Raw genomic sequence first — 17,399 nt, forward strand, 5'->3', positions numbered from 1 at the left:
AGAATAGATTATAGAAATGATAATAAATATTCAGAACAAACATATTGTTTGTGTATCTTTGAAAGAACAAAGTTCCTATTGGGAGATCTTAATTATGATAAATACAGAACAGCCAGAAAAGCCAGTTACGGTATTAGATCAAAAGGATTATGAAATCCTTAGATTGCTGGAAGAAAATGCGAAGCTTACTGTCCGGGAGATAGCTGCCATGATTCATTTAAGCCCGACACCAACCCATGAACGAATTAAGCGCATGGAAAAGAGCGGGGTCATTAAACAATATGCTGCTATATTAAACAGGCAGTTGGTAGGTAAGGGAATGATTGTTCTTTGTATGATAACATTGAGAGAGCACAACAAAAAATCGGGAGAGATCTTTATTAAGGCGATGATGGGATTTAAAGAAATTGTGGAATGCTATAATATTTCAGGTGATTTTGATTTTATGGTGAAAATTGTTGCAGAAAGTATGGAGGATTATCACAATTTCTTTGTGAATAAACTTGGAGAAGTTAAAGGCATAGGTCAGACCAAGAGCATCTTTGTGATGGCTGCAATTAAAGAAACACATAATCTGATCTAGTTTATGACAAATGACTGGTCTGTGCAGCGTGTTTTTGTTTTTCTTTAAATTCAAACATCATCTTACTCATGGTCAGGCCTTCGGCCGAAGTATGACCAATAAAGACATCATGTCCGGTGTGTTTTTTAAAACCATAGTCTGGGAGGCTGGATGCATCGTATTCGAGCTAATGATAAAATCAATAGCTTCGGACTTTTCAGCCAGTGTGGTGTTATCTGCAATACTGCCTTTTTGCTGGTAATCCAGGCCGGACAGACAAACAACCAGATCGCAGTTTAGATTGTGTTTGAGATGGTGAGCTGTATCGTTCGCTTTTTTAATCGGATCGTGATATCCAATGCCATTGATTTCTGGTTCTATGCCGGTAATCCCTATTTTGAATTTACCAAAGTGAATGATCTGCCATGGCTTTACTATTGCGGTTAATTTGGGATCATTAAATAGGTAATTGCAGTTAATGAGACTGAAATTCATCGTGTCTGCTAGTTTAGCCAGGTACGCTTCCCCATAACTAAGATCTTGTGCGGATGGCATGCTTGCATGATAACCAGCAGTATTCATTGCAGAAATAACAGCGAAATGGTGCGCTGTATCTTGATTTATACCAAGAAAATTCCAGCATCATCGAGAACTAATCCGCCAGTCTGTTGCTTACTAAGTAAATTATTTAGCTGGTTTATGCCTGCCGGATTTTTACGATAGCCATTTATATTGCCGTTGAGATGGCTGCTATGGTAGATAATTATGTTCTTCTGTGAAGCCTCTAAAGTAGCAGCGGACTTACTAATATGGGCAAAGGAACTAATTGGTTTACTGAATAGGGTAGCGGTTGCTACAAGGGTACTGTTTTTGAGAAACGACCTGCGGTTTGACATATCATTAAGTTTAAGAGCACCATAAACCTAACGAAATTTATACAGTCATTTGCAAGCGAAACGAAAAAAAATAATAAATATTGCATTTATGAAAAAAAAAAAAAATAAACTACATTTATTCTGCAATTAACGATACCATAACAAGTTATTACCTGAACGAGTTACTAAGTATAAAAAAAAGCGCTCACCTTTTATATTCAATCTCCGCTCTCAAATGGAAGATTTTTTAGGATCTATAGTCATATTCTCTTTTGGGTTTGCACCTCGAGGTTATGCACAATGTAATGGGCAGTTAATGCCTATAAACCAAAACCAGGCTTTATTTAGCCTCCTGGGTACAACTTATGGAGGCGATGGACGGGTCAGCTTCGGTCTGCCGGATTTAAGAGGCCGCACTCCTTTACATGTCGGCTCTGGTTTTGATCAGGGGCAAAAAGCCGGTGAAGAATCACATACTATTATTCCTCAAGAACTTCCGCAGCATTTACATAATGTAGGCTCCGGGTTTGTGAAAGCGAAGGCTGGTGGTACAGCTGCTAATATGACTACTCCAGAAAATAATTATTATGCGGCGAATCCTGCTTTAACGAATCGTTTTAGTAATCATACGGATACTGGTATGTATAATAGTGCGCCATTTAATACGGGTAATCAAGGTGGAAGCCTGGCACATGAAAACAGAATGCCATTCCTGGTATTGAATTTCACAATCGCACTGACTGGAATCTTTCCCTCAAGAAATTAATTTTAATTGGATTTTTTTAATCGACAAATATTATGGCATCAGGTAGTGACCCTTTTGTTGGTGAAATTGGCATAGCCGGTTTTAATTTTGCACCAACTGGCTGGGCAACATGTAACGGACAATTATTGCCTTTATCTCAAAATACAGCACTCTTTTCTTTATTAGGAACATTTTATGGGGGAGATGGTCGTTCGAATTTTGCGCTTCCTAATTTCCAGGGAATGTGTCCTATGGGTACTGGAGACGGGCCTGGTCTGACACCAAGGGTGGTTGGTGAAACTGCGGGAGTACCATCAATAGCCCTGCAGCCAACAGAAATGCCTTTGCATACGCACCCCTTTGTACCTGCACTTAAAACCGGGACGGCTCCTAATACGGCAAATGCGGTAAGCAGTATGCCAGCTACATCGCCCAATACAGACTTTCTATATGCAAATACAGCGAGTCTTACAGATTTTATGGCTCCCCTGGCAGTAAATTTTGATCCCCAGACAAGTGTTTCAGGAGGGAGTCAGTCCCCCCATAATAACATGCAACCTTACTTAGTATTGAATTTTATTATTGCTATGCAAGGTGTTTTTCCTCCACGAAGTTAAATTATAAGATTATGGCACAACCCTATGTTGGTGAAATCAGAATGTTTGGCGGCAATTTTGCCCCGGCAGGATGGCAATTTTGTGATGGTAGTTTGCTTGCTATTTCTGAATATGAGACATTATTCCAGTTAATAGGAACAACGTTTGGCGGTGATGGACAAAGTACATTTGCTATGCCGGATTTACGTGGGCGTATCCCTGTTCATATGGGGCAGTCGAGTGGAACCAGTAACTATGTACTTGGACAAATGGCTGGAGTTGAGGGTGTATTATTAAATATGAACCAGATCCCAGCCCACTCCCATGTGGTAAGCGGAGAGCTGACAATGAAAGTCAGAGGAGGAGATCCGGATAATCAGGTGTCCCCGGTGAATAATGGACTGGCTATTGCAGCCGGGAAAAAGTACTTTAGCCGCCGTGCGCCAACAGTCAATACAATGGCGCCGCTGACTACAGATATTCAGCTTTCCGGGGCTGGGGGAAGTCAGCCTCATGATAATATGCAGCCTTTTCTGGCTGTTAGCTTTATTATTTCATTATTCGGTGTTTTTCCAACGCAATGATAACAGGTATACTGCTTCCAAATTCCACTACCTATCCGCTGATCTCTCATAATTTTATGGTAGGTGTAAAGGGGGCTTTAGCACAATTGGCATCTGCTTTATCACCCGAGTTGCATACAGCAACCATTGGTTTTGGTACTGATGCCGGGCTGATGCTGAAGGAAGCCGAAATTATGCTGCTGGATAAAAGAGCAGATGTATTAGTTGTTTTTGCGGATCATCCTGTAGTAGAATGTCTTTTTCCTTTAATCAATGCGATGAAAAAGCTGTTGATTATTGTAAATGGAGGGGCAAAATATCCACCTGTTAAAAGGCAGCCTTATGTAATTTATCACACCCTGAACTATGCGCTGAATTGCAGGCTTACCGGTAAATATGCTGCAGGTTTTAGTGAAAAAGCTGTGATGGCAACCTCTTATTACGACGGTGGTTATAGTCTCTGCCATGCAATCGGCAAGGGTTATATGGACAAAGGAAGTGCTGTGGCTTTCAATTTTGTAAGTAAATTCAAAGCAGAGGAATTTGATATCAAACCGCTCTCGGCCTTTTTAACAGCAAATGCTGAAATCAGCAATGTACTTGCTGTATACAGTGATTTAAGTCCGGTGTTTTATGAAAAATTGGTTGCCGAATTTCCTGCTGCCCGGTTAAATGTTTTTGTTAATTCGGCAATGCTCGATGATTTTCATTTACCAGAATATGGCGTAACGAATAAAGAAATCTCTATCAATGCTTATGTACCATGGACGATCGGAATAAAGAATGGTGAGCATACGGACTATTGTACTGCTTTTAAAAATAAAACAGGACGTATACCTGATGCGATTGGAGCATTAGGCTGGGATACAGGTATATTATTATTACTTAAACATATGATGATCTCTTTGGATAACCCGCTTTTCAGTACCAGACAAGTGCTGGATGAATTGCTGGATTTAGAAATAAACGGAGCCAAAGGGGAACTATATATAGATAGAAAAACACATCAGGTGTTTTCACCGGCTTACAGGGTAAAACTTGGAGCGGGTAATCACCTGGTTGTGGAGGATAAAGTGCTTCTGGAAGAAGTGTTGCAAGAATGGACTGAAATATGTGATGATCCACCTCAGGGATATGTGTCAGGATGGATTAACACCTATATGTGTTCATAAAAACTAGTATTACCTAAACATATTAACGCTCTTAATCCATCACACCATGGAAATCTTCTTTAAAAGGATTACTACAGGCCTATTGCTCTGTTTTATTCTGCTTGCTGGCATTAGTTTTAATGCTGTCGCACAACAATGTCCTCTCGGAAAGGGAGATTTGGTTATAACAGGCTATGATCTTCAGGACGATGAGACAAACGGGGTAACTCAGGATGATGAAGTTTTTTTCTTTCCTGTTATTGCGTGATGTGCCAACCGGTACTGTGATTTTTTTTACTGATTATGGCTGGACTGCTGCAAATGCTTTTCAGGTGGATGCACAGGCAGTTAGCGATGGTGTAATTAAATGGACTGCTGATAAGGCCTATCCGGCTGGTACAGAAATTTATGTCTACTGTAAGTTTAGGTTACTGGCTTTTGATAAACTTAATGCTCCGGCAGGAACTATTACCGGGGTCACAGAATCATTCGCAACCAGGTCAAATCCTCTGGGAGGGGATCATGAATATATGAGTCTGGGACTGTTCAGTGGTGATCAGATTTTTGCTTTTACGGGCAGTGTTGCTTCGCCAACATTACTTGCCGGGATTAGTATGAATCATGATATTGGTACAGAGGCTTTACATACCAATAATATAACTGGCTGGGATGCAACACTGTCTGCGGGCAGTTTTGCTTCAGACCGTTCTATGCTGCCTGCTGTACTGGCAAGCAAGCGGGGGCTCAGAACTTATCGTTCATTTTACATGATGATGAAGGAGATCTTGATTTTAATACAGGATATACAGCGCGGTACAAAAAAACAATAGGAACTTTTACAACAGGGGCACCGGCTGTAATTTTAGCTGAGGTTAATAGCCGGACTAAATGGGAATATAAAAGTGACGGGACTTCTTTTTCTCCTTTACTTTCAGGAGAAACGTTTCTCGTTACAGGAGCTGCAATTACTACTCAGCCACAAGATAAACTTAATATTTGTGCGGGAAGCGGAACCAGTTTCACTGCTGTTGCCAGTAATGCCTGTTCCTATCAATGGCAGGTAAGTACAAATGGGGGTGGTAGTTATACTGATCTTACTGATGTTGCGCCATATACCGGATCCGTTACCAATACACTTACAATTTCAAATGTCAATGGCCTGGGAACGAATCTTTACAGGGTAAATGCAAGAGGGGCGAGCAACCTGGCGACTTCAAATCCAGCACAGCTTACACTATCTAACCAGGTTATAGTTTTAAATTCGTCTTTAACTTCTGGTGTTTATAAAACAGCTTATAGTCAGGCACTGACAGTAACTTCGGGCGGGGCAGCACCATACGTTTATACAGTTAGTTCCGGAACTGTGCCTGCTGGCCTGAGCTTGTCTTCTACCGGGGTTTTATCGGGAACACCAACTGCTGCTGGTAACTTCAATTTTACTGTTTCTGTAACGGGAGCCTGTATCAGTGCAGGGTCACAGGCCTATACGCTGGTCATTGCACAAAAAGCCTTAACTGCAACATTTGCTGCGGTAACTAAAGTCTATAATGGAAATGCTGTTGCCAATGTGGTTTTCGATCCGCTCAATGCAGGGGGCGGTTTAGTAGCTCCCGATGTAGTCAGCGTAACCTATACTTCTGCTGCTTATAATAATCCAGGTGTAGGAGCGGCTAAAGCAATTACCATTACGGGTTTGGGTTTAACAGGTGCTTCAGCTTCGAATTATGTATTGAATATTGTAACCCGTTACAGGCGCAATTACACCAGCCTCTATTATTCCATCACTGGTTCTGCCAATCACTAAAACATACGATGGTAATACTACAGCTGCTTTAACAAGTGCTAATTATAGCTTTTCAGGTAAGGTTGGAACAGAGGATGTGGCTTTAAATAATCCCGCTAACGGTACTTATGCACTTAAAGACGCAGGTAACCGTGTAGTCACTGTTACTGGTTTAGTATTAACCGGAGCAGACCTGGGCAATTATACGATTTCAACAACAAGTATTAGTGCGACGGGTACGATTACTGCTGCTACTATTGTACCGTCATTGGTGTTACCAATTACTAAGGTATATGATGGTAATACTGTAGCTACTTTAACAGGTGCTAATTATAGTTTTACCGGTAAAGTTGGTACAGAAAATGTGGCCTTGAATAATCCTGCTGCCGGAACTTACAGTCTTAAGGATATTGGTAACCGGACAGTCAGTGTGACTGGTTTACTCCTGACCGGAACGATGCCGGAAACTATATCCTTTCAACAACAAGCATTAATGCGACAGGTACAATTACCTCAGCTATAATTACACCGCTGCTTGCAGGTACAATTACCAAGGTTTATGATGGCAATACTACTGCTTTTATAACAGGTGCAAACTATGGCTTTACTGGTAAAGTAGGTACAGAGAATGTGGCTTTAAATAACCCCTCGACGGGCAGTTATGCGCTTAAAGATGTGGGGCTGCGGACAGTAACTGTTACTGGTCTGCTTCTGACTGGAACTGATGCAGGGAATTATACGCTTTCAACGACTAGTTTAACAGCTCCGGGTACAATTACCTCAGTTATAGTTACACCGCAACTTGCTGGTACGATTACCAAGGTTTATGATGGTACTACTACAGCTGCATTAACAGGAGCTAATTATAGTTTTACAGGTAAAATAGGTACAGAGGATGTAGTCCTGAATAATCCTGCGACAGGAAATTATGCGCTTAAGAATGTAGGAAATCGTTAGTAACTGTTACTGGTTTGGCTCTTACCGGAGCTGATGCAGGGAACTACACACTTTCAACGCTCAGCGTAACTGCTCCTGGTACGATTACCTTAGCAACAATTACACCTGCGCTTGCCGGAACGATTATTAAGGTTTATGACGGGAATACTACTGCTGCACTAACAGGTGCTAATTATAGTTTTACTGGTAAAGTAGGGACAGAGAATGTAGCTTTAAATAATCCGGCAGCGGGAAATTACGATCTGAAAGATGCAGGTAACAGAACTGTAAGTGTTGGCGGAATAACATTAACTGGAACAGATGCCGGGAATTACACCCTTTCAACAACCAGTTTAACTGCTCCTGGTACAATCACTTCAGCCACTATTATACCTGTTTTAGCGGGTGTAATTAACAAGATTTATGATGGTACTACTGCTGCTACATTAACCAGTTCCAATTATAGCTTTACAGGTAAGATAGGCACGGAAAATGTATCTATAAATAATCCATCATCAGGAGCTTACAACCTGAGGGATGCAGGAAACAGAACAGTAAGTGTTAGCGGAATCACATTAAGCGGAACAGATGCAGCGAATTATTCGTTATCAGTAACCAGTTTAACTGCCCCCGGAATAATCTCACCAGCCACTATACTACCTGTTCTGGCTGGTACAATTACCAAGGTTTATGATGGTAATACGACTGCTACATTAACAGCTGCCAATTATAGTCTTGCAGGCAAGATTGGTGCTGACGATGTTGCGCTGAATAATCCTGTTGCTGGAATTTATGATCTGAAAAATAAAGGAAATCGTACTGTAACGGCTAGCGGACTCTCCTTAACCGGAGCCGATGCCACAAACTATAGTCTTTTAACAACGAGTGCGACTGCTCCGGGTACGATCACATCGGCTACAATTATACCTGTACTTGCAGGTACGATTACCAAGGTTTATGATGGTAATACTACAGCTTCATTGACAGCTGCGAATTATAGTTTTACAGGTAAGGTTGGTACTGAGAATGTAGCACTGAATAATCCTTTAGCTGGAAATTATGACCTGAAAGATGCCGGTAACAGAACAGTAACTGTTGGCGGAATAACATTAACCGGAACTGATGCTGCCAATTACTCGTTATCAGCAACCAGTTTAACAGCACCCGGAATAATCACATTGGCTACAATTACGCCTGTACTTGCCGGAACGATTACTAAGGTTTATGATGGTAATACTACGGCTGCACTAACAGGTGCCAATTATAGTTTTACGGGTAATATCGGTACTGATGATGTGGCTCTGAATAATCCTGCTGGTGGAACTTATGATCTGAAAAATGCAGGTAGCAGAATAGTAACTGTTGGCGGAATAACGTTAACCGGAACTGATGCTGTTAATTATAGTCTTTCAACAACCAGCCTGATAGCACCGGGCACGATTAATCAGGCTGCAATTATACCTGTACTTGCCGGAACGATCACTAAAGTTTATGACGGTAATACTACGGCCACATTAACTGGTGCAAATTATAGTCTTACAGGTAATATAAGCACAGACAATGTTGCGCTGAATAACCCTGTGGCCGGAAGCTATGATTTGAAAGATGCAGGTAGCAGAACAGTGAGTGTTGGCGGAATTGCATTAACCGGAACCGATGCTGTCAACTATATTCTTTCTGCAAGTAATTTAACAGCAGCTGGAACAATTACCTCAGCGACAATTATACCAGTACTTGCAGGTACGATCACTAAGGTCTATGACGGGAACATCACTGCTGCATTAACCAGTGCGAATTATAGTTTCACAGGAAATATAGGCTCAGACAATGTAGCGATGAATAATCCTTCGGCCGGAACCTACGATCTGAAAAATGTTGGAAACAGAATAGTAACGGTTAGTGGAATAATACTAACGGGAGCAGATGCAGGGAACTATACGATTTCAACAGCCAGTTTAACAGCTCCAGGTACGATAACCTCTGGTACGATTACACCCGCACTTGCTGGTATGATTACTAAGGTTTATGATGGCAATACGACTGCAACTTTAACGGCGGCTAATTATAGTTTTACAGGAAAGGTAGCAACAGAAGATGTAATACTGAATAACCCTGCTCAGGGAACTTATGACAATAAAAATGCTGTAACAGGTAAAACAGTAACGGTTAATGGAATAACAATGACAGGCGCTGATGCAGGAAACTATGTTCTGGCAGTAACTAGTCTGAACAGTAACAATGGAGTCATTACCACTCAACCTTTATCGATTACGGCTGATAACAAGGAAATGATACAGGGAACAACTGTTCCTCCTTTGACGCTGACCTATAGTGGTTTTGTAAATGGAGAAAATATAAGTGTATTCACAAGTGCCACAAATGTAAGTACCACGGCAAATAGCAGTTCCCTTGCAGGTAATTACCCGATCACTGTGAATGGAGCTATAGCAGCTAACTATGCTATCAGTTTCGTGAATGGGGTACTGATTGTGAAACCTGGGTTACCAACGAGTATCAGTCTCGCAGCGGTAGATTTGTTTGAAAACAAACCTGCAGGAGCGCTGGCCGGGACATTAAGCAGTACATCACTTGATCCGAATGCTACTTTCACTTACACCCTGGTTGGTGGCACCGGAGATACTGATAATGCGCTGTTTGACATCGCTGGTAATCTTGTGAAAACTAAAACCAGTCTGAGCTTCATACAAAAATCAATTTACAGTATCCGGGTAAGAAGCACCACTCAATATGGTTTAACACTTGACAAACAATTCAGTATTACGCTGATTGATGTCAATGAAGCACCAGCACTGAACACGATCGCTAATCTTACGCAATGTAATACGACCACTAAACAAACTATCGCACTGACCGGAATAAGTCCGGGACCTGAATCGGCACAGACTACAACACTGACCATCAGTTCCGATAAACCAGCTATGTTCAGCGATTTGAAAGTAAGCCAGGAGACAGGTGGAAACGGAACGTTGTCTTACCGTTTGGCTAACAATACAATACTGTTTCAGGAACGGTAAACATTACAGTTACTGTAAAAGATAATGGTGGAACAGCAAATGGTGGGATTGATACTTATAACAGAACCTTTGTGCTGACTATTAATCCACTTCCTGTGGTCAGTATTGTTTCATCGGCAGGACTGGAGATCTCGAAAGGTATCACGACGAAACTTACAGCAAGCGGGGGAACGTCTTATGTCTGGGCTAATGCATCAGGTGTAATAAGCGGTCAGAATACTGCGGTATTAACAATCAGACCAGCACAGACTGCCACCTATACCGTTACCGCTACGAATGCAACTGGTTGTACCAGTACAGAGCAGATTACCATTAGCGTGGATGATGATTACAAAACCATTGATGCGACTAATATTTTAACGCCTAATGGAGATGGGGTAAATGATCTTTTTGTCATTAGGAATATTGATATGTATCCTAATAATGAAGTGAAAATATTTGACCGTGCTGGCAGATTAATTTATGCTAAAAAATCATATGATAATAGCTGGGATGGAACAATAAACGGTAACCCGCTGAGTGAGGGTACTTACTTCTATGTATTGGATTTTGGTAATGGCAGAAGCAGGTTTAAAGGCTTCATTACGCTGGTAAGAAACAAATAAAATTAAAGTTATGAAAAGGAATCTAGCAATATGGGGACTGATAACGGGGCTGTTTTTATTCACTGCAAAACAGTCATACGCCCAGTTAAATCCATTGTCAGCAATGTATTATCAGAATCAGTATCTGGGTAATCCTGCAATGGTTGGAATTGATACCGGTCTGGCATTTAACCTGGCCTACAGAGCACAATGGAACGGCTCACCAGGATCTCCTGTTACCCAATCGGTAACGGGTAATTATGGAGTTACGCCAAGAGTAGGTTTGGGGCTTAACATTAGCAATGATAAAATAGGACTGCAACGCTGGACAAGAGCTGTGGCTACCTATGCTTATCATTTACAGCTCAATGACAAAGGAAATCAGTTACATTTTGGCGTGTCCTTGGATTCTCTAATGAAAGACTAAATGAAAATCTGGTTAACGGAGATCCGAATGATGCAGGGATCAGTCAGTATAATCAGCGTTCAACTTATGTTGATGGTGATTTTGGTGTTGCTTATACTGCTGACAGGTTAACCTTACAGGGCGCATTGCCTAATCTGAAAAGTGTATTTCATAAAACTGATGTGAATAATGCAGTTGATCAGGCTACATTTTATGGAGCCGCAAGCTACAGGCTGGAGCTGAGCCAGGGACAGGATGGAGTGGATGTTGAACCTAAAGTAGCTATACGAGGTGTAAAAGGGTACAGTGATATATTTGACGCAGGTGCAAATCTTGTGTTTGCGAATAAAAGAGTCAATGTATTCGGTCTGTACCATTCTACACAAAGTTTTACTGCCGGCATGGGGTTGCAGTATCAGTCATTAAATCTGAATGCCTCCTATACTTCCGGGACTGCAGCACTAAGAGGTTACGTTGATGGTAATTTTGAACTGAGCTTAAGGATTTCGCGTGTTTTAGTAATTTATGATAACATAAATAAGAAATTTAGGAATGATCAGAATTAGTCCGCCGATAAAAGAACCGATACTTGCCTCAACGTGAAACCAGTGTGGAAGACCTAAATGCTGCGTTCCCTCTAATGCCATCGGTGTGTTCATAAAGAATATCTCTGGTAAGATAAATAGTGCCAGAAGCACTGTCGTGATCCAGTAAATTATTTTTCGTTGTAACCTTCAGTATTTGAACAGAATTTATCAATACATTTGAACCATTAGACAAAAATATAGTCTACCTTATCATGAAGCTGCAAAAAATGGTTAATACCCTGCTGAAAATCCAACTTATCCTGGTCATTGTTTTTGGCTTACAGGGCAGGGTGATTGCAAGGTATGCCGATGCGTTTTTTCATAAAGGTGCTTCAACTGAAATTGGAAACTTAAAAACTCCGATGTGCAGGGCTAAAGTTGTGCATTGCAGATTACTTTGTTTTGAAGAAGATTTGCAAGTCACAGAACCACCTGCTGCATTTCAAATTGATTTAGTACCACCTTCCCTTGTTGTTGTACCTGCCTACCAGGTATTATATACAACTAAAAAAGTAGGCGGCCATGAGTTTCGGCTGCTCCCGCTGCGGGCTCCCCCTTACTGCTAAAATTCCTGTTCAGGCGGAATTTATTCCGGTTCCTATTTTCAAAGTCATATTAACTTGTTGAAGGTTAGTATGGTTAACTTGTATATGCCAATTTTTATTGGCTATGATCCTATCTAAGATAACATGAACAATTCAAAAAACCTGTTAGTTATTGTGGCTTTCCTGGTTATTTTTTCCTCTTGTGGAAGCAAAAAAGATAAACCTGCTGATCAGGTTAAACCATATCCGGTAATCACACTCTCGCCCAAAACGGCAAATATTTATTCTGATTATCCTGCTACTATACAGGGGATACAGAATATTGAGATACGTCCAAAAATAGATGGTTATGTAGCAGATATTTTTGTCGATGAAGGGGCTTCTGTGAAAAAGGGCCAGTTGCTTTTCAGTATCAATGCCCCTCAATATGAACAGAATGTCAAAACAACAGAGGCAAATATTAAAATAGCACAGGCCGATGTAAATGCGGCAAGAATGAATGTTGACAAAGTAAAGCCGCTTGTGGATGAAGATATTGTCAGTCCATATCAGCTGGAATCTGCAAAATATACGCTGGAGTCAAAACAAGGAGCATTAGCACAAGCTAATGCAGCATTGAATAATGCTAAAACGAACCTGAGCTATACGCAGATTTATAGTCCGGTAGATGGGGTAATTGGTATCCTTCCCTATAAAATTGGAAGCCTGGTGAGCAGTACAACTGCGAATCCGTTGACTACAGTATCAAACATAGAAAAGATCTATGCTTATTTCTCTATCAATGAAAAACAGGGGCTTGACTTTTTTATGGCGGCCAAAGGGGTGACGATGCAGCAAAAGCTGACTACGCTGCCTCCTGTTAACCTGGTACTTGCCAATGGCAATATTCTTCCGACAGCGGGAAAAGTTGAAACTGCGAGCGGTTTAATCAATGCCCAAACCGGATCTATTAATATGAGGGCGACTTTTCCAAATCATGACGGACTGGTACGCAGTGGAAGCAGTGCCGTAGTCAGGATTCCCAGAACGATTAATTCGGCTTTATTGGTTCCGCAGAAAGCGACTTATCAGATACAGGGAAAACTATTTGTATATGTATTAGACAAAGAGAATAAAGTGAATTCTGTGGAAATTACAACTACCGCGAGTACCGGCGATTCTTATGTCGTTCAAAAAGGACTAAAAGCAGGTGACAAAGTAGTAGCAGATGGTATTTCAAACCTGAGAGAAGGTCTGGAGATCAAACCCACAAATTAATTTAAGAAATATCAGCATATGTTAAAGCTATTTATTGAGCGTCCGGTGTTATCGACCGTGGTATCTATTATTATAGTTACCCTGGGGATACTTGGCCTGGTTTCACTCCGATTTCCCAGTATCCTGATATTGCACCACCAACCGTACAGGTATCAGCAAACTACAGTGGCGCTAGTGCCGACGTAGTATTAAAGAGCGTAATTGTTCCCCTTGAACAACAGATCAATGGGGTTGAAAATATGGATTATATTACTTCTACTGCCGGTAATGACGGATCAGGAAATATAACCGTGAGTTTTAAAATAGGAAGCGATCCGAACATGGCAGCTGTCAATGTGCAGAATGCAGTTTCCCGTGCTACTCCTTTATTGCCTCAGGAGGTAACCAAGGCAGGTGTTACTGTTCAGAAAAAACAGACAAGTACTCTTTTGATCTTTTCGGTTTACAGTGATAATCCTGCTTATGATCAGACCTTTTTACAGAATTATGTGGACATTAATATTGCTCCGGAAGTTAAAAGAATTCAGGGAGTTGGTGATGCTTCTGCTTCTGGTCAAATGGATTATTCTATGCGTATCTGGCTTAATCCACAAGCTATGGCATCTTTATGGCTGGTACCGGCAGATGTTACAGCCGCATTGTCTGATCAGAATATACAAGCAGCTCCCGGCCAGTTTGGCGAACGTGGAGGACAGGCTTTTCAATATGTAATCAAGTATCCGGGTACATTGGTAGATACTGCCCAGTTTGGAAATATAGTCATCCGTTCAAATGATCGCAGCCGTTTGTTAAGACTTAAGGATATCGCACGCATTCAGTTGGGTGCGTTGAGTTATTTTAACAGTACCAGAACTAATGGCCACCCGGCAGTATCCATTAACGTATCACAGGTAGCAGGTTCCAACGCCCGTGAAGTGATTCAGCAAACACTTCAGGTGATGGATAAAGCGTCTAAAACTTTTCCTAAGGGTATACATTATGTGGTCTTGCAGAGTGTGGATGATTTTTTGACTGCTTCCATTGATAAGGTTTTGCATACTTTATTTGAAGCGTTTATCCTGGTTTTTATAGTTGTGTTTGTCTTTCTTCAGGATTTTCGCTCCACACTTATTTCCGGCTATTTCTGTACCGGTAGCCATTATAGGAACATTTTTCTTTTTAAAATTATTTGGGTTTACGATCAATCTGCTTACACTCTTCGCGCTCATATTAGCCATTGGTATTGTCGTCGATGACGCAATTGTAGTCGTAGAAGCTGTCCATGCGAAACTGGATAGTGGTTATACTTCGGCCAGACAAGCAAGTATTGACGCTTTGGGTGAGATTTCCAGTGCTATTGTTTCTATTACACTGGTGATGTCTGCGGTATTTATTCCCGTCAGTTTTATTGGCGGGTCATCCGGGGTCTTTTATAAGCAGTTTGGGCTTACATTAGCGATAGCGATTATCTTATCTGCGATTAATGCGCTGACACTCAGCCCTGCGCTTTGTGCCTTGTTTTTAAAGAGTCACCATGAAAAAGGAAAAGCTAAAATGAGTCTCATGGAAAAATTCTATACTGCTTTTAATACTTCCTTTGAGCGGATGAGCAATAAATACGCAAATACCATTGCCTTCTTTTTCTTTAGTCATAAGAAATGGATTCCGCTTTCTATACTCGGATTTTTTATGGTTACACTGTTTTTCATCGCTAAAAATACAGCAACTGGATTTGTGCCTAACGAAGATCTTGGAGCGGTCAATTGTAATATAACTTTGCCTCCTGATGCTTCTTTAGAGCGGACAGATGTAGTGACGCGTAAAATAGAGAAACTGGCGCATACGATCCCGGAAATCAATAATGTACTGGCTATTACTGGTAGGGGACAGCTTTCCGGAACGGGGAGTAATTATGCGACTGTAGTGATGCGTCTTATTCCGTGGGATAAAAGAAAAAGAGATGTTCAGGCTATCATTAGTGAGCTGATTAAAAAATCGGCTGATATTACAGAAGCTGAGGTTAAGTTTTTTGCTCCAGCTACCATACAGGGTTTCGGAACTACAAATGGCTTTGCTTTTCAATTGCAGGATAAAACTGGTGGTGAAATACCGGCATTCTATAAAGCAAGTAAAGACTTTTTATCCGCTTTATCAGAACGGCCGGAAATACAGTTTGCGACGACTTCTTTTAATCCTAATTTTCCTCAGTATCTGATGAACATGAATGTTCCGAAGATTAAAGATGCCGGGCTGAATGTGGTAGATATTACTTCTGCTATGCAGGGTTATTTTGGAGGGGTTTATGCTTCAAACTTTAACCAGTTCGGACAGCAGTTCAGGGTAATGGTACAATCATCACCAGAATACCGGATGACACCTGAAAGTCTGAACGGAATTTTTGTACGTACGCCTGATGGACAAATGGTTCCGGTGACGGAATTTTTTACCCTGACTCAAACTTATGGGCCACAGGCAATAACGCGTTTTAATTTGTACAATTCAATCAGTATTAACGGTACACCTAATGCGTCTTACAGTTCTGGTCAGGCGATTAATGCCATACAGGAAGTGGCTGCAAAAACACTGCCTGCTGGTTATAGCTATGAGTTTTCAGGAATTACAAGGGAAGAACTTGCTGGAAACAGTCAGACAAATTTTCATCTTCCTGCTTTGCCTGGTCTTTGTTTATTTATTGCTCAGTGCGCAGTACGAGAGTTATTTATTGCCATTATCAATTTTGCTGACTATACCTGTGGGTACGGCAGGAGCTTTTATGTTCGCGCATCTGTTTGGGATCAGTAATAATATTTATGTACAGATCACACTGGTGATGCTCATCGGGCTGCTGGCAAAAAACGCGATTCTTATTGTTGAGTTTGCCGTAGAAAGAAGGCGTTCGGGAATGGAGATTACAGAAGCTGCGGTCAAAGGTGCACAGGCAAGGCTCAGACCGATATTAATGACCTCATTTGCTTTTATACTAGGGCTTGTTCCTTTGATGCTGGCTACCGGGGCAGGTGCAAATGGTAACCGCTCTATTGGTGTGGGAGCCGTAGGAGGGATGCTGGTAGGAACCGTTTTCGGCCTGTTTATTACGCCAACTTTATTCATCGTATTTCAGACGCTTCAGGAGAAGTGAAACGGAAACCTGATCACAAATTATAATTTATTACGGCAAATTTAATTATGAAAAGATACTTGAAAATTTATCCACCCGTCATAGGGCTGATTATATTGTTATTCGCTTCGTGCAAAGTAACGAAACCTTATCAAAAGCCAGTTGTGGATATGGAAGGATTATACAGAGAAAATGTAGCTGCGGATACCGTCACGATTGCCAGTCTGCACTGGAAAGAAATGTTTACAGATACCTTATTGCAAAAGATAATCGGTGAAGGAATACAGCGGAATTTAAATCTGAAGGCTGCCTATTCCCGTATCCGTCAATCCAGGGCTTATCTTGAGCAAAGTAAGCTTTCATTTTTACCTTCTTTAAATAGTGATGCCAGTGCGGTAGCCATAGGATCTTCTAATCAGGGTGAACTAAAAAGTGTTGTCCCTTATCAATATCAGGCCGAACTGACCACAAGCTGGGAGGCTGACTTATGGGGCAAACTCAGCAGTGGAAAACGGGCTAATCTGGGCTTCTTTATTACAGGCAGAAGCTAATGCAAGAGCTGTTCAAACGGAACTGGTCGCTAATATTGCCACCAATTATTATCGCTTACTTGCGCTGGACGATCAATTGCTGATCACTCAGCAGAGTTTGAAAAAAACTGGCAGACTACTGTAGAT

General features: G+C 41.3%; 19 protein-coding genes and 2 pseudogenes. 20 read left to right on the forward strand and 1 reads right to left on the reverse strand.

Features of this window, described 5'->3' with window-relative positions; translation table 11 throughout:
- The first annotated feature begins 94 nt into the window (after nt 1-94).
- Nucleotides 95-583, forward strand: coding sequence for an Lrp/AsnC family transcriptional regulator (locus ACWYN3_RS38500; RefSeq protein ID WP_456218912.1), 489 nt, complete (start codon nt 95-97; stop codon nt 581-583).
- 72 nt (nt 584-655) lie between these two features.
- Here the strand turns inward: ACWYN3_RS38500 and ACWYN3_RS38505 are convergent, their stop codons facing one another.
- Nucleotides 656-1,144: a hypothetical protein gene (locus tag ACWYN3_RS38505; RefSeq protein WP_456218913.1), complete on the reverse strand. Its 489-nt coding sequence runs from the start codon at nt 1,142-1,144 to the stop codon at nt 656-658.
- Between the two features lie 528 nt (nt 1,145-1,672).
- Between ACWYN3_RS38505 and ACWYN3_RS38510 the strand changes: the two genes are divergently transcribed.
- The 19 genes and pseudogenes from ACWYN3_RS38510 (at nt 1,673) to ACWYN3_RS38600 (ending at nt 17,397) form a co-directional block, all read left to right on the forward strand.
- On the forward strand, nt 1,673-2,203 hold the full coding sequence (locus tag ACWYN3_RS38510) for a phage tail protein (protein ID WP_456218914.1): 531 nt from the start codon (nt 1,673-1,675) through the stop codon (nt 2,201-2,203).
- A gap of 32 nt (nt 2,204-2,235) precedes the next feature.
- Complete coding sequence (locus ACWYN3_RS38515; RefSeq protein ID WP_456218915.1) at nt 2,236-2,799, forward strand: phage tail protein; 564 nt, start codon at nt 2,236-2,238, stop codon at nt 2,797-2,799.
- Between the two features lie 11 nt (nt 2,800-2,810).
- Entirely contained in the window at nt 2,811-3,362 is a 552-nt protein-coding gene (locus ACWYN3_RS38520; RefSeq protein ID WP_456218916.1) for a phage tail protein, read from the forward strand.
- Nucleotides 3,359-4,513 (forward strand): ABC transporter substrate-binding protein, encoded by a 1,155-nt coding sequence (locus ACWYN3_RS38525; protein ID WP_456218917.1) that lies wholly within the window; start codon nt 3,359-3,361, stop codon nt 4,511-4,513. Before ACWYN3_RS38520 ends, ACWYN3_RS38525 begins: the two co-directional genes overlap by 4 nt.
- A gap of 46 nt (nt 4,514-4,559) precedes the next feature.
- Nucleotides 4,560-4,760, forward strand: coding sequence for a hypothetical protein (locus ACWYN3_RS38530; RefSeq protein WP_456218918.1), 201 nt, complete (start codon nt 4,560-4,562; stop codon nt 4,758-4,760).
- Nucleotides 4,726-5,322 carry a hypothetical protein gene (locus ACWYN3_RS38535; protein ID WP_456218919.1) on the forward strand — a complete coding sequence of 199 codons (597 nt, stop codon included), beginning with the start codon at nt 4,726-4,728 and terminating at the stop codon, nt 5,320-5,322. The genes ACWYN3_RS38530 and ACWYN3_RS38535 overlap by 35 nt, the downstream gene beginning before the upstream one ends.
- Nucleotides 5,323-5,741: 419 nt before the next feature.
- Entirely contained in the window at nt 5,742-6,296 is a 555-nt protein-coding gene (locus ACWYN3_RS38540) for a YDG domain-containing protein (protein WP_456223299.1), read from the forward strand.
- Complete coding sequence (locus tag ACWYN3_RS38545; RefSeq protein WP_456223300.1) at nt 6,289-6,798, forward strand: YDG domain-containing protein; 510 nt, start codon at nt 6,289-6,291, stop codon at nt 6,796-6,798. The genes ACWYN3_RS38540 and ACWYN3_RS38545 overlap by 8 nt, the downstream gene beginning before the upstream one ends.
- Nucleotides 6,799-6,821: 23 nt before the next feature.
- Nucleotides 6,822-7,232: a YDG domain-containing protein gene (locus ACWYN3_RS38550; RefSeq protein ID WP_456223301.1), complete on the forward strand. Its 411-nt coding sequence runs from the start codon at nt 6,822-6,824 to the stop codon at nt 7,230-7,232.
- Between the two features lie 14 nt (nt 7,233-7,246).
- The gene (locus tag ACWYN3_RS38555) at nt 7,247-10,246 is read left to right on the forward strand and encodes a beta strand repeat-containing protein (RefSeq protein WP_456218920.1); all 3,000 of its coding nucleotides are present in this window, start codon (nt 7,247-7,249) and stop codon (nt 10,244-10,246) included.
- Between the two features lie 71 nt (nt 10,247-10,317).
- Nucleotides 10,318-10,851 carry a T9SS type B sorting domain-containing protein gene (locus tag ACWYN3_RS38560; RefSeq protein WP_456218921.1) on the forward strand — a complete coding sequence of 178 codons (534 nt, stop codon included), beginning with the start codon at nt 10,318-10,320 and terminating at the stop codon, nt 10,849-10,851.
- A 10-nt stretch (nt 10,852-10,861) separates the two neighbouring features.
- Nucleotides 10,862-11,802: pseudogene (locus ACWYN3_RS38565) on the forward strand (PorP/SprF family type IX secretion system membrane protein).
- A 233-nt stretch (nt 11,803-12,035) separates the two neighbouring features.
- Nucleotides 12,036-12,389 (forward strand): hypothetical protein, encoded by a 354-nt coding sequence (locus ACWYN3_RS38570; protein ID WP_456218922.1) that lies wholly within the window; start codon nt 12,036-12,038, stop codon nt 12,387-12,389.
- 123 nt (nt 12,390-12,512) lie between these two features.
- On the forward strand, nt 12,513-13,625 hold the full coding sequence (locus ACWYN3_RS38575) for an efflux RND transporter periplasmic adaptor subunit (RefSeq protein WP_456218923.1): 1,113 nt from the start codon (nt 12,513-12,515) through the stop codon (nt 13,623-13,625).
- A 128-nt stretch (nt 13,626-13,753) separates the two neighbouring features.
- Entirely contained in the window at nt 13,754-14,860 is a 1,107-nt protein-coding gene (locus tag ACWYN3_RS38580; protein WP_456223302.1) for an efflux RND transporter permease subunit, read from the forward strand.
- Nucleotides 14,766-16,142: pseudogene (locus ACWYN3_RS38585) on the forward strand (efflux RND transporter permease subunit); the annotation flags it as partial. The gene ACWYN3_RS38580 and the pseudogene ACWYN3_RS38585, both read left to right, overlap by 95 nt.
- A 64-nt stretch (nt 16,143-16,206) precedes the next feature.
- A complete protein-coding gene (locus ACWYN3_RS38590) occupies nt 16,207-16,743 on the forward strand; it encodes an efflux RND transporter permease subunit (RefSeq protein WP_456218924.1) in 537 nt (178 codons plus the stop codon).
- A 47-nt stretch (nt 16,744-16,790) separates the two neighbouring features.
- Nucleotides 16,791-17,273 carry a hypothetical protein gene (locus ACWYN3_RS38595; protein WP_456218925.1) on the forward strand — a complete coding sequence of 161 codons (483 nt, stop codon included), beginning with the start codon at nt 16,791-16,793 and terminating at the stop codon, nt 17,271-17,273.
- Nucleotides 17,227-17,397, forward strand: a complete 171-nt coding sequence (locus ACWYN3_RS38600; protein WP_456218926.1) for a hypothetical protein — start codon at nt 17,227-17,229, stop codon at nt 17,395-17,397. Before ACWYN3_RS38595 ends, ACWYN3_RS38600 begins: the two co-directional genes overlap by 47 nt.
- Nucleotides 17,398-17,399: the final 2 nt, after the last annotated feature.

The organism is Pedobacter sp. NJ-S-72, from assembly GCF_053890575.1.

Excerpts from the sequence above, each read along its gene's own strand:
- ACWYN3_RS38515 (WP_456218915.1), top strand. The coding sequence starts at position 2,236 with ATGGCATCAGGTAGTGACCCTTTTGTTGGTGAAATTGGCATAGCCGGT.
- ACWYN3_RS38590 (WP_456218924.1), top strand. The coding sequence starts at position 16,207 with ATGAGTTTTCAGGAATTACAAGGGAAGAACTTGCTGGAAACAGTCAGA.
- ACWYN3_RS38595 (WP_456218925.1), top strand. The coding sequence starts at position 16,791 with ATGAAAAGATACTTGAAAATTTATCCACCCGTCATAGGGCTGATTATA.
- ACWYN3_RS38535 (WP_456218919.1), top strand. The coding sequence starts at position 4,726 with ATGATGAAGTTTTTTTCTTTCCTGTTATTGCGTGATGTGCCAACCGGT.
- ACWYN3_RS38575 (WP_456218923.1), top strand. The coding sequence starts at position 12,513 with ATGAACAATTCAAAAAACCTGTTAGTTATTGTGGCTTTCCTGGTTATT.
- ACWYN3_RS38570 (WP_456218922.1), top strand. The coding sequence starts at position 12,036 with ATGAAGCTGCAAAAAATGGTTAATACCCTGCTGAAAATCCAACTTATC.
- ACWYN3_RS38525 (WP_456218917.1), top strand. The coding sequence starts at position 3,359 with ATGATAACAGGTATACTGCTTCCAAATTCCACTACCTATCCGCTGATC.
- ACWYN3_RS38520 (WP_456218916.1), top strand. The coding sequence starts at position 2,811 with ATGGCACAACCCTATGTTGGTGAAATCAGAATGTTTGGCGGCAATTTT.
- ACWYN3_RS38510 (WP_456218914.1), top strand. The coding sequence starts at position 1,673 with ATGGAAGATTTTTTAGGATCTATAGTCATATTCTCTTTTGGGTTTGCA.
- ACWYN3_RS38500 (WP_456218912.1), top strand. The coding sequence starts at position 95 with ATGATAAATACAGAACAGCCAGAAAAGCCAGTTACGGTATTAGATCAA.
- ACWYN3_RS38505 (WP_456218913.1), bottom strand. The coding sequence starts at position 1,144 with ATGAATACTGCTGGTTATCATGCAAGCATGCCATCCGCACAAGATCTT.
- ACWYN3_RS38530 (WP_456218918.1), top strand. The coding sequence starts at position 4,560 with ATGGAAATCTTCTTTAAAAGGATTACTACAGGCCTATTGCTCTGTTTT.